The organism is Blautia sp. CAG:237 (genome assembly GCF_000436615.1).
GTDB lineage: Bacteria > Bacillota > Clostridia > Lachnospirales > Lachnospiraceae > Blautia_A > Blautia_A intestinihominis.
In genome coordinates this window covers 1-12,645 of sequence record NZ_FR886699.1, presented here as the reverse complement: position 1 = coordinate 12,645, position 12,645 = coordinate 1, and the positions used below count along the sequence as shown (strand labels likewise).

Here is a 12,645-nt window from a genome sequence, read left to right as displayed (position 1 = left end):
GTCTTCTTTAAGGAAACGAAGGGAAGCATCGAAAGTAGCTCCACCCCAGCACTCTACTGCGTGGTAGCCGACTTTGTCCATTTTATCTACGATCGGGAGCATCTGTTCTGTGGTAAGTCTTGTTGCGATCAGAGACTGATGAGCATCACGGAGAACAGTTTCCACGATTTTTACAGGTTTTTTTTCTAATTCAGCCATTATGTTTTCTCCTTATATTATTAATTCAGCTAAACGCATCTGACCCAGCGGGATCAAACACCGAAGATAGCCATGAAGGTTCCGGCTGCAACGGCTGTTCCGATTACACCGGCTACGTTTGGTCCCATTGCATGCATCAGCAGGAAGTTTGTAGGATCTGCTTCTGCGCCGACTTTCTGGGATACACGGGCAGCCATAGGAACGGCTGATACACCAGCGGATCCGATCAGCGGATTGATCTTTCCACCGGACAGTTTGCACATCAGTTTACCAAGCATACATCCGCCGAAAGTACCGAATGCAAATGCTGCAAGACCGAGAACAACGATTTTCAGAGTATCAACATTAAGGAATGCCTCTGCGCTTGTAGAAGCACCTACAGATGTACCAAGCAGGATAACTACGATGTACATCAGGGCATTGGAAGCAGTCTCAGTAAGCTGTTTAACAACGCCTGACTCACGGAAGAGGTTACCCAGCATCAGCATACCTACCAGCGGAGCTGTTGTAGGAAGAAGTAAGCAGACAACGATCGTGATAACGATCGGGAACAGGATCTTCTCGATCTTGGTTACCGGACGAAGCTGATCCATTTTGATCTTACGTTCTGCTTCTGTAGTACAGAGTTTCATAATCGGCGGCTGAATGATCGGAACCAGTGACATATAAGAATATGCCGCCACCGCGATCGGTCCCATTAAAGCGGTCTGTCCAAGTTTTCCGGCAAGGAAAATGGAGGTAGGACCATCTGCTCCACCGATGATGGAGATCGCTGCTGCTGCTTTTCCGTTGAATCCAAGGAAGATCGCAAGGAAGTATGCAACATAGATACCAAGCTGTGCAGCTGCTCCGAGGAGGAAGCTCTTCGGATTGGCGATCAGCGGACCGAAGTCTGTCATCGCACCAACGCCCATGAAGATCAGGGACGGAAGGATACTCCACTCATCGAGGATATAGAAGTAATGCAGAAGACCACCAACACCGTTGGACATGTCTTCCGGATTTGCCATAATGTCCGGGTAGATATTTACCAGGAGCATACCAAAAGCGATCGGAACCAGAAGAAGCGGCTCAAAACCTTTTTTGATAGCAAGGAATAAGAATACACACGCCACCGCGATCATCAGATAGTTTCCCCATGTCAGGTTAAAAAATGCTGTCTGATGGATCAGGTTGGACAGGGTTTCTATTACATAAGACATTTGATTACCTCCCGTCCTAGTTCATTGTAGCCAGAGTATCTCCGTTTTCTACGGATGCGCCTTCGGATGTGTCGATGCTGGCTACAGTACCATCCTGAGGAGCTACAACCGGGATCTCCATCTTCATGGATTCCAGGATCACGATGTTGTCTCCTGCTTTTACTGCCTGTCCTGCGGAAGCTACGATCTTGAGGACTTTGCCTGGTACAGAAGCGGTAACTTTGACTGCGCCTGCTCCTGCTGCCGGTGCTGCTACTTTAGGAGCTGCTGCCGGTGCTGCCTTCGGTGCTGCTACTGGAGCTGCTGCCGGTGCGCTTACGCTTCCTGTTTCTTCTACAGTAACTTCATATGCTGTTCCATTTACGGTGATTGTATAGCTTTTCATTTTTAATCCTCCTAAAATTGTCAATTACCTTTTTTTGCGGTTGATCTTACGGATGGAGCGTACAACAAATCCGTCTGTTGTAGTTCCCTCTGATGCTGCGATCGCTGCTGCGATCACGGCGATCAGCTCTGAGTTATCAGTTTCTTCCTGAACAGGTGCTGCTGCCACCGGAACCGGTGCAGGAGCCGGAGCTGCTGCTTCTTCTTTTTTCTTTTTAACCTGCTGTGCTCCTGAACCCGGAATGTATTTGAACAGGGAGATCAGGAAGATCAGCATGGCCAGAATCACGAATACAGTACCGATTCCCATAAGAGTGTTAAGTGCTGCATTCTTCATGGTTGTTCCAAAAGAATACTGAATATCGACTGCCAGTGAAGTAGGAGTCAGGTTCTTGTCAAATACATAAGTAAATTCAGCGTCTTCTTTTTCGAATTCAACCGGAATAACTGCTGTATATTCATCACCTGAATATTCGATCTCTACATCACCGGTTTCCTTCAGCTCACCCAGGGCGTCTTTGGTTCCGTCCCAGGCTGTCATTGCACTTGAAGTAAACGCATCGTCGGACTCCATGTACTGCTCGATCTGATCATCAGACAGTCCGATGATCTCATCTGTCAGTCCTTCTGCATAAGTTTCAATCTGGTTTTTGACGGTTTCGTCGATCTCACCATCTGCCCAAACAACTGCTGCACCAGAGAACATCAGGGATGCGGCGCAGGCAAAAGCAGCGCAGGTAGTGGATGCTTTCTTTAACATCTGATTCATATGCTCACCTCGCTTAGACTGTGCCATGTTTCTTAGCTGGACGGTCTTCTCTCTTTGTGAACAGCATCTCAAATGCTCCGATCACGTATTTACGTGTGTCAGCCGGAGCGATCACAGTATCTACATATCCTCTTGCTGCGGCAGATTCTACGCTGGACTGCAGTTCTCTGTACTCTGCAGCTTTCTCGTTGATAACAGAAGCTTCTGATCCCGGGTACATGATCTTTGCTGCCATGGAAGCATCCATCATTCCGATTTCTGCATTGTCCCATGCATAAACGATATCTGCACCTACAGATTTGCTGTTCATTGCCACATAAGCTGTTCCGTATGCTTTGCCGATGATGACGTTTACCTTCGGAACGGTTGCGGATGCAAATGCATGAACCAGTTCTCCGATGGATTTAGCCATAACTTTCTCGCTGCATACAGTTGCGTTGAATCCGGTTACGTTTGTAAGAGTCAGTACCGGGATATCAAAAGCGTCACAGAATTTTACGAATCCGGCTGCTTTTCTTGCTCCTCTTGCGGAAAGAGTGCCGTCGAATTCTTCTGTCTTCTCACCTTCTGCATCATAAACTTCTGTTCTGTTGGCTACTGCACCTACAGTCATTCCGTTTACACGAAGGAGTCCTGTAACAACGTCTTTACCATAGTCTCTCTTGGTCTCGAAGAAGATTCCGTTGTCTGCGATTCTGGAAAGTGCGATGGAGGTGTCTCCTGCGCATGCTGCGATATCCTCGCATGCACGGTTCAGATCATCTGTGCACTCTGCGAAAGAATCATTGTCTTCGAAGTTGGATGGAAGAAGGCTTACCAGCTGACGGATCTCAGCAAGGATCTCTTCTTCGGATTCTACAGCATCAATAAGACCAGTCTCTTTGCTCTGGTAATCAGCTGCTGCTGTGTCACATTTCTCTGTGCAGTTTCCATCAAGTGCGTTCGGGCTGTTTACGAACATTTTGCCTTTTTTGGCTTCGATGAATGTGAAGTCGGTCAGTGCCGGAACAACTGCCATTCCTCCGCCACAGGTACCGAATACTGCTGTGATCTGCGGGATCATTCCGGATGCCATTGTCTGTTTAAAGTAGATTCCACCGAATGCTTCCAGTGCATCTGTTGCTTCCTGAAGACGCATTCCTGCACAGTCTACCAGACCGATCACAGGTGCTCCTGTCTTGATAGCAAGGTCATATAATGCGGAGATCTTCTTTGCATGCATCTCGCCTACAGTTCCGTTCAGTACGGAAGCATCCTGGCTGTATACATAGACAAGATTTCCATCGATTACACCATATCCGGTGATAACACCGTCTGAAGGCGCTTTTTTCTCAGTCATGTTGAAATCTGTAGATCTGGCTGTTACGCTTTTCCCGATTTCGACAAAACTGTTGGCGTCAAGCAAAGAAGTGATTCTTGTGCTCGCTAAGCTTTGTGTTGCATTACTCATTCTCTTTTGCCCTCCATGTTTATAAAATTTTAAAATATAACCAAAATTTTAGCCGATTATAATTGTAACCTGTTTTCAAGTTTTTTTCAATACATTTCGGTTTTTTTGTTAAATTTTTAACCCCAAAATTTATTTTATGTCAATGCAAAAATTTTGGTCAAAAAAAGAAAAGCCCTCTCCTCGCGGAAAAGACTTTTTGCTCTCTTTCATTTCCTTAATGAAAAAATCTATCAGAAACATATTCCAGGGTCCGGGTGAAGGTTCTCTCCCCGACAGACTGTTCTGCCAGTACCGGGTAAGCAGAGAGCAATTCCCCATTCAGCCGGAATGTCACCTGCCCGATCTCATCTCCCCGTCTTACAGGAGCTTCGATCGAAGACGGCACTTTTACCTGACAGGTCACATTTTCCCTGTCAGAAAGAAGCATGCAGGTTTCTTTCTGTTCTTCGGAGATATCGAGAAGACCGTGCAGATATATCTTCTTTCTGCCGACAGGATCTCCCGTGAATCCATTTTTGACCTGGATCAGAGGAATCTCGGGGTCTTTCCACCAGCTGCGGTATTTATAATTTTCTTCGCCGTAATTAAGAAGTGCTGCGGTATCCTTCCATTTGTAAGTCTTGTGGTTCGGCCAGCCGCTTCCCAGAAGGGCAACAATGAAAGTCCTGCCGTCTTTTTCCTCTGCACAGACATAACAGTAGCCCGCGTCTCCTGTGTATCCGGTTTTTCCTGACAGGATGCCTTCTCTCATATCCAGGAACGCATTCGCATTGTGGAGAGAAAATGTCCGCTTCTTCTCAATATCTGAAAAAGAATAGTCCCTTGTCTCGGTGATCTTGAGGAACATCGGATTCTGTATGGCATAGCGCATGATAAGTGCCAGGTCCCGCGCTGTTGTATGATGACTTCCCCCGTCATCCTTCGCATCCAGCCCGTTCGGTGTCACAAAATGTGTGTCCGTACAGCCGATCTCTTTCGCTTTCTGGTTCATCATGGCTGCAAATCCTTCCACAGAACCTCCGATATGTTCCGCGATCGCGACCGCGGCATCGTTGTGGCTCTGCAGCATCAGAGAGTACAAAAGGTCTTCCAGATAATACTGCTCTCCTTTTTGAATACCAAGCCGTACATCTGGCTGCGCGGCAGCATTGGAAGAAACCTGTACATAATCATCGCCTTTACCGTTTTCCAGGGCAAGGATGCAGGTCAGGACTTTCGTGGTGCTTGCATTCGCTCTCGGTGTTTCGCCCTCTTTTTCATACAGGACACGCCCCGAATCCCCATCCATCAGAACTGCCGAAAGCGCATAAAGATTTCCGGGCGCACTGCTTTCCCCGGAAGCAGCACAGACTGTGGAATTTATCAAAAAAACTGCTATGACCAGAATCGTGACCGTGATATTATATCTGCGTTTCATATCCCACCTCTTATTCTTTATAGGATATTTTATGCAGACCTGTCCTCATTATATGTCTCTGTTCCTTCCGGTTCCAGTAAGCCGGTCAGCCGTTATAAGTCTTATACCATCTCTCGCCCAGCGGTCTGTCTTCTTTTGAAAGTCTGAATAATTCCTCAAGGTACTGCGGTGCTTCCTTTATCTCCCTGTCATACAGTCCGTGCAGGGCATGGACCGGAACTGCGCTCCCCGGGACCGGGTCTTTCGCCATGAAATATTCCATCATGGAATCAGACAGCTTCTTGCCGGCAAGCCTCGAAAGCACCGTGAGAAATTTCTTACGCCTGCCCTTGTTATCATAGACCAGACAATTTGTGATCAGCTTCATGCGCCTCAGAGATTTCAGGATATCTCCTGTCGCTATTTTGGGGATCGCACGGTGGATCACTCTGGCATAGGGGATTCTCGGAAACACACCGCATGCCGGGTAATAATGATATGGATTTTTATGAGTTTCCAGCATCAATGTCCGGTCAAATTCTTTCTCAAGAAGGGTATGCGTGATCACTTCCTTCGCCGCCATATCCTCGATATAGGGATGGCAGGCGCTGTCCAGAAGATAATGGCATCCGAATCCAAGGAGATAGGCAAGGAGCTTCTCATCGTGCTTTTCGCGCACGATCGCCATTCCCCTCTCAAAAAAAGGAGCCGCTTTTTCCTTATGCATACGGATACCCGTTGTGGATACCTTTGGTTTCAGCATGTGATAAAACAGGATATCCGGTCCATGAAGACCGATCCGGTACAGATTAACATTTCTCTGAATGACCATCTGCATCTCCTTCGGAAGTTTGTGATAGATTTTTTTGCCAAATAAGTCATGTGCATAGGTCGTAGGCATTTTATTTTCCTCCTAAACATCCAGGCGAAGCTGTACTTCTTCCTCGGCTTCCGCCTTAAAATCTTCCAGACGGACCGGATCTACAGCAGGAAGTTCTTCCAGCCCCTGTACGCCAAAACAGCGCAGGAACTCTTCGGTCGTCCCAAGGAGGATCGGTCGTCCCGGCGCATCCAGTCGTCCAAGCTCTTTTACAAGCTCATATTCTACCAGTTTGTTGATCGCATGGTCACATTTTACCCCGCGGATCTTCTCGATCTCTGCCTTTGTGACCGGCTGTTTGTACGCGATAATAGAAAGTGTCTCCAGCATGACATCTGTCAGTGCCGGTTTCTTGGGATGCAGGGCAAGACGGATCAGACATTCGTAGTATTCTTTTTTGGTGCACATCTGATAGGACTGCTCCAGTTCGATGATCTGGATCCCTCTGTCTTCCTCCTGATAACGGTCCATCATATTGTTGAGAAGTTTTCGCGTTGTCTCCTTGTCCTGCTGGATCGCACTGGCGATCTGCGTCAGCTCCACGGATTCTCCCATGGTAAAAAGCACCGCTTCGATCGCCGCTTCTAATTTCTTTATTTCCATATGATTCCTCAATCTCTGTATTTATTCGTCTGCAAATTCTGTCAAATGTGTCCATTCTACAGGGTCCCTGACAACATCCACCTGAATATCATCGAACAGCTCGTCCTGCTCCACGTGAATATATCCCATCTTCATCAGTTCCAGAATAGAAAGAAAAGTCACGATAAGCTGCACTCTTGACTTCTGCCCGACAAGCAGCTGACGGAAACTGAATTTCCTGTGGTTTCCTGCATATTCCTTCATTTCGAGCATTTTTTCGGAAAGACTGACTTCTTCTTTCTCGATCGTTCCAAATCTGCTTCGGATCGGGTCGATCTTGTCCTCCTGTTTCTTAAGGATCGACTGATAAATGCTGTGCAGTTTCTCAAGGGTAAGTCCCGCAAGAAGTTCCCTCGGGTCGACCGGCTCCCTGTACTTCATTACCTCGTCCGGAACAGTAGCTCCCTTATAAAAAACTCCGACAGCCCCGTCCATCCTGTCTTTCAGTTCATAGGACATATATTTATACATCTTATATTCCAGAAGTTTCTGGACAAGTTCTTCTCGCGGATCCTCTTCCTCACCCTCTTCGTTCACTTCTTTCGGGAGAAGCATTTTACACTTGATGTCGAGAAGTGTCGCCGCCATGACAAGAAATTCGCTCATGACGCCTAAGTCTTCTTTTTCCATGGAGTGAATATATTCCATGTACTGATCTGTGATCTCCACGATCGGAATATCATAGATATCGATCTTGTTTTTTTCGATCAGATGGAGAAGAAGGTCAAGAGGTCCTTCAAAGACGTTAATTTTTACCGGTATTGCCATTTGCTGTTTTCCTTCCTGTTTTGTGAGAGTCTTCCTTATGGGCAGACGGACAGAATTCGATCACCAGAAGCTCCCTCGGATTGTGGAGACGGATCGGTATCGTATGCTCTCCAAGCCCTGCACTGACAAGCATCGTGCTTTTGCCGCTTTGGAATCTGCCGCAGCAATACGGCGGAAAAAGGAGATACTGCGGGCAGGTCAGCCCGTGATTCTCGCCAAAGCGCAGGATTCCCCCATGATAATGTCCGGACAAAACAAGGTCCGCACCCCAGGAAAGATACGTATTTCCATATTTAGGGTTATGTGCCAGAAGAATATGTATCCCCGACATGAACGGTGTCCCGAGAAGTTCTTCCAGCTCTGTGAGACTGAGTTTTGGAGAATTCGGTTTGTGATAATATTCGATTGGAAGTTCCAGTCCGTGAAAGATAAAATCAGTTCCACAAAAATTCGAAGATATGCGCTCATTATGCAGAAAGCACACACCTGCACTAGTGAGCAGCCGTTCATAATTCAAGTACTCCTGCCGTACTTCAGGATTCAGAAGCATCTTATACTCATGGTTCCCAAGCGTATAAAAAACCGGTATCTTCTCACTCAGACGGCTCAGAAGCACTGCTGCCGCCTGAAGCGTCTCAGTCTTTCGGTTGACGATCATATCTCCGGCGACAAGAACTGCCGCCGGATCATGTTTCAGAACAGCGTCATATAATTCCTGATGATTATTGCCATAGATAAGGCCATGAAGATCTGTCAGAAATGCAAATCTTACTTTATGTCCGTTTTTCAGTTTATCTGTGTGAATCTCATATGTTCTGGTTCTGAATGTTTTTTTCATGTAATTCCCCAATATTTTTTATTTACCGAAACCGCAGTTCGGGAAGGTGCAGGATGCACAGTTCAGGCAGAGTCCGCCCTCTCCGTAGGCTGCGATCTCCTCAGCACGGATCGGATCATCTGCCATGACACGCGGAAGGATCAAGTCAAAGACTGTTCTCTTGGCGTACATGACACATCCCGGAAGTCCGAGGATCGGCACTGTCCGCTCTCCGTCCTTATAATAGGCGAGAAGCAGCATGGCTCCCGGAAGCACCGGAGCTCCGTATGTGACGATATCTGCCCCTGTATCCTTGATCGCGCCAGGTGTGCGGTCATCCGGGTCCACGCTCATCCCACCGCTGCAGATCACAAGGTCTGCGCCTTCTTTGATAAAGTTCAGAATGTCGGCTGTGATCTGTTTTCGGTCATCACCCGGTGTGGTCTGCCCCATGACAGGACAGGCATATTCCTCCAGTTTATCTTTAAGGACCGGTGTAAAAGTATCCTTGATCAGTCCGTTCTTTACTTCGCTTCCGGTGGTCACGATCCCCGCCTTCTTATTTTTGAAAGGAAGAATGGAAAAGATCGGCTCCTCTCCTGCCACTTCCTCGGCGCGGTCCATTTTTTCCTTCTCGATCACAAGCGGGATGATACGGGTTCCTGCGATCTTGTCGCCCTTTCTGATCGGGAAATCGCCGTGTCTGGATGCGATCATCATCTCACCCAGAGAGTTTACCTTAAGAAGTGCATCTCTTCGGATCTTAAGCACACCGTCGCAGTCCGCGATCAGCTCGATCTTGCCTTCCTTGATGTCACTTCCATGCATATGCTCTCCTGCGGAAATCTTGTAAAGGATCTCTGCTGCCTCGTTTTCGTGAAGGATCCCCTCCTTTTTCTCCCACACGAAAAGATGCTCTTTTCCTACAGAAAGAAGTGCAGGTATGTCTTCTTCCCTTACGATATGTCCTTTTTTGAATAAAACTCCCTTTTTCTGATCTTTGATGATCTGTGTGATGTCGTGGCACAGGATATGTCCCACTGCATCTTGTGTTCTGATTTCTTTCATTGTTTTCTTCTCCTAGTTTTTGCTTTGACCATTTGGATATTATTATACCTCTCACAGTGTATCTTTGTCAAAAGATTCCTGCCCGGCGGTTAGCCATAAATAACCAGCTGTTTTGCGAAGGCAGTCGAGATATCCCGCACGTTCAATGTCTTCCGCATAAAGGATCGTAAGGCGTCCAAGTTCTTTATCACCTGCGGTATAGATCACTTCTCCTGCTTTCGCGCCTTTTTTTATCGGTGCTTCGGTCTTTTCGGGAAGACTTATTTCTTTTTTTACATCGGAAATGCTGTGTCCTTCGGTATCCAGATAACGGAAAGTGCCATCGTAGGAAAGCGAGACCGTTTCTTCTTTTCCTTTCTTTACAGAAAGCTCTGGAAGTTCTGCCGGTTTGTTGTCGATATAGCGACAGCACCTGGCAAATCCATAATCCAGAAGAGAGGCGGCATCTTTGAGCCTTGCCTTATAATCCGGTGCTGCCATGACGACAGAGATCAGCATAAGTTCATTCCTCTCTGCCACCGCGCTCAGGCAGAATCCCGCTTTGCTGGTACTTCCCGTTTTGAGTCCGATACAGCCGGAATACGTACGGATCAGTCGATTCGTGTTGGTGAGTCCGAATTCTTTGCTTCCCTGTCTGGTAACGTGAGTGATATTTTCCATCCAGATCGAAGAATACTGAAAGATCTCCGGATAATTCAGGATCAGCTCCCGGCTCATCAGGGCAATATCATATGCTGTCGTATAATGTTCATCCGAATCCGTCAGTCCACAGCAGTCGACAAAATGCGTATTTTCCATCCCAAGCCCTTCTGCCCTGGCATTCATCTCTTTTACAAAAGCTTCCTCACTTCCTGCGATATGTTCTGCCATCGCAACACTGGCATCATTTCCCGATGCAACGACGATACACTTGATCATCGTCTCCACATCCTGCGTCTCGCCTTCTTCCAGAAAAACCTGCGAACCGCCCATGGATTTCGCATGTGCGCTTGTCGTCACAGTATCGGTAAGTTTCAGGCTTCCGTCTTTCAGGTGATCGAAGATCAACAGGAGCGTCATGACTTTTGTGACACTCGCAGGACTCCTTCTGGTGTCTTTGTCTTTCTCATAAAGAATCGTTTTTGTCTCCGGCTCCATCAGGACACCACTTGGTGCCGAGATCTCCACCGCCTCATTTTCTTCTGCATGTACGGGAATGCAGGCAAGTACAATACAGAATAATAAAAAACATGCCGCCGTTTTTCTTATTTTTCCAGGGAATTTCATACAATACCTCAAAATCCTTTTCCTTACTATTGTAAAAACTTTCCTGCGAAATTATACCATTGCATACAAAAAAGGAATGCGGCAGTTCCCCTCTCGAAAAACCGTCGTATTCCCTTTCGTATCATTTTTATAACAGCGGGGCAAAAAGCCTCAGGATGCTCTGGAATCCGCGCACCAGGATGTTTCTGTCACGGCAGAATTCAATATTGATCGGATCACAATAATTCAGGGTTTCTCTGAAATCCTCCAGAATATCCCCGACTACTTTGTTCTTGTAGAACCAGACGCCGTTTTCAAAATGAAGATACAGGCTGCGGTAGTCCAGATTGATCGTTCCGACAACCGCGATCTCATCATCACAGACAAAAGATTTCGCATGAAGGAATCCCGGCTGGTACTCATAGATCCGCACTCCTGCCTCCAGAAGCTGCTCATAATAAGACTGTGTCAGCAGAAAGACCATCTTCTTGTCCGGGACACCCGGTGTCATGATCCGGACATCGACACCGCTCTTGGCAGCCAGACAGAGGGCTGTCATCATCTCATTGTCGATGATCAGATATGGCGTACAGATATAGACATATTTCTTTGCACGGTTGATGATGTTCAGGTAAACGTTCTCACCGAGGACTTCCCCGTCCAGCGGCGTATCACTGTATGGCTGCACGAAACCGTCATCCTCAAATGCCTCTGGATGATATTTGTGCGGCATATGGAGTTCATGCTCCATCGGCTCTGCAGAGTTATTGACCACACTCCACATATGCAGGAACATCACCGTCATATTCCAGACAGCCTCGCCCTTGAGCATGACTGCGGTATCCTTCCAGTGACCGAAGCGTTCTTTCTGGTTGATATATTCGTCCGCGAGGTTGATTCCCCCGGTAAATCCTGTCTTACCGTCGATCACGCAGATCTTGCGGTGGTCGCGGTTATTCTGAACGATATTCAGAAGCGGCCGAAACGGGTTGAAAATGGTACATTTGATGCTCTTTTCCCTGAGAACTTTGTCGTATCTGTTCGGAAGCGTGGTAAGGCAGCCAAATCCGTCATAGATCAGCCGGACATCCACGCCCTCTTTCGCCTTGCGTTCCAGAATATCGAGGATCGTCCGCCACATCACACCGTCATTGATGATAAAATACTCAATATAGATATAATGCTGCGCCTGTTCCAACTCACGTACCAGGACCGGGAACATGTCATCTCCGACCTGGAAATATTCTGCCGTTGTATTCCCATGGACAGGGAAACTGGAATACTGATGGATATATCTGGACTGCACCGCCGCTCCCGCGCTCTGTTCTTCCAGTTCTTGAAACGTCTGCTCATCCTGCTCCATATAAGGAAGGCTTTCTTCCTGAACCTGTGTGTATTTGTCCTGGATCGCCTGCGCGATCCTGGATTTACCAAAAAGCACATACAGGAGAACACCAAATACAGGAACCGTCATTATCAGGATCGTCCATCCCAGTTTGTAGGATGGATTGATCTTTTTGTTTACGATCCAGAGCACGATCAGAACACTGATGATCCCGATCGCATTGGAAATATATTTCGAGTAAGCTGCCAGCCTCCATGCGGTGATCAAAAGCCAGCCCATCTGGATCAAAAGGGCAAGCGCAACACAAAAGATCCTGTTGAACAGAAGTTTTAAAATTCTCTTAAGAAACTGCATAATACGACCCATAAACTCTTCCCCGTTGCCCTTTCCTCTGTCTCGTTAAATAAGTATCAATTTTAAATCTTAAAAATCCCTGACGGACTTGTCGTCAGGGATTTTTTGCGCACAATTAATTATATTT

The 12,645-nt window shown here is 47.1% G+C and carries 12 protein-coding genes and 1 pseudogene; all 13 read right to left on the bottom strand.

The genetic code is table 11. The features are described from left to right. Positions 1-198: pseudogene (locus tag QZL69_RS03180) on the bottom strand (oxaloacetate decarboxylase subunit alpha); the annotation flags it as partial. A 53-nt stretch (positions 199-251) separates the two neighbouring features. Beyond that, entirely contained in the window at positions 252-1,400 is a 1,149-nt protein-coding gene (locus tag QZL69_RS03175) for a sodium ion-translocating decarboxylase subunit beta (protein WP_022213775.1), read from the bottom strand. Positions 1,401-1,416: 16 nt separating this feature from the next. Next, positions 1,417-1,785, bottom strand: a complete 369-nt coding sequence (locus QZL69_RS03170; protein WP_022213774.1) for a biotin/lipoyl-binding carrier protein — start codon at positions 1,783-1,785, stop codon at positions 1,417-1,419. A gap of 24 nt (positions 1,786-1,809) precedes the next feature. Continuing rightward, the gene (locus QZL69_RS03165; RefSeq protein WP_022213773.1) at positions 1,810-2,553 is read right to left on the bottom strand and encodes an OadG family transporter subunit; all 744 of its coding nucleotides are present in this window, start codon (positions 2,551-2,553) and stop codon (positions 1,810-1,812) included. A 13-nt stretch (positions 2,554-2,566) separates the two neighbouring features. Continuing rightward, positions 2,567-4,003 (bottom strand): acyl-CoA carboxylase subunit beta, encoded by a 1,437-nt coding sequence (locus QZL69_RS03160; RefSeq protein ID WP_022213772.1) that lies wholly within the window; start codon positions 4,001-4,003, stop codon positions 2,567-2,569. 214 nt (positions 4,004-4,217) lie between these two features. Continuing rightward, positions 4,218-5,420: a D-alanyl-D-alanine carboxypeptidase family protein gene (locus QZL69_RS03155; protein ID WP_022213771.1), complete on the bottom strand. Its 1,203-nt coding sequence runs from the start codon at positions 5,418-5,420 to the stop codon at positions 4,218-4,220. Between the two features lie 85 nt (positions 5,421-5,505). Next, positions 5,506-6,300 carry a zinc dependent phospholipase C family protein gene (locus tag QZL69_RS03150; protein WP_022213770.1) on the bottom strand — a complete coding sequence of 265 codons (795 nt, stop codon included), beginning with the start codon at positions 6,298-6,300 and terminating at the stop codon, positions 5,506-5,508. A gap of 12 nt (positions 6,301-6,312) precedes the next feature. Further along, positions 6,313-6,882 (bottom strand): SMC-Scp complex subunit ScpB, encoded by a 570-nt coding sequence (scpB, locus tag QZL69_RS03145; protein WP_022213769.1) that lies wholly within the window; start codon positions 6,880-6,882, stop codon positions 6,313-6,315. A 21-nt stretch (positions 6,883-6,903) separates the two neighbouring features. Then, the gene (locus QZL69_RS03140; protein ID WP_022213768.1) at positions 6,904-7,689 is read right to left on the bottom strand and encodes a segregation and condensation protein A; all 786 of its coding nucleotides are present in this window, start codon (positions 7,687-7,689) and stop codon (positions 6,904-6,906) included. Then, the gene (locus tag QZL69_RS03135) at positions 7,667-8,527 is read right to left on the bottom strand and encodes a metallophosphoesterase (RefSeq protein WP_022213767.1); all 861 of its coding nucleotides are present in this window, start codon (positions 8,525-8,527) and stop codon (positions 7,667-7,669) included. Before QZL69_RS03135 ends, QZL69_RS03140 begins: the two co-directional genes overlap by 23 nt. A gap of 18 nt (positions 8,528-8,545) precedes the next feature. Further along, complete coding sequence (locus tag QZL69_RS03130) at positions 8,546-9,574, bottom strand: molybdopterin-binding protein (RefSeq protein ID WP_022213766.1); 1,029 nt, start codon at positions 9,572-9,574, stop codon at positions 8,546-8,548. Positions 9,575-9,625: 51 nt separating this feature from the next. Then, a complete protein-coding gene (locus QZL69_RS03125) occupies positions 9,626-10,840 on the bottom strand; it encodes a D-alanyl-D-alanine carboxypeptidase family protein (RefSeq protein ID WP_022213765.1) in 1,215 nt (404 codons plus the stop codon). Between the two features lie 127 nt (positions 10,841-10,967). Beyond that, on the bottom strand, positions 10,968-12,530 hold the full coding sequence (gene cls, locus QZL69_RS03120; protein ID WP_022213764.1) for a cardiolipin synthase: 1,563 nt from the start codon (positions 12,528-12,530) through the stop codon (positions 10,968-10,970). Positions 12,531-12,645: the final 115 nt, after the last annotated feature.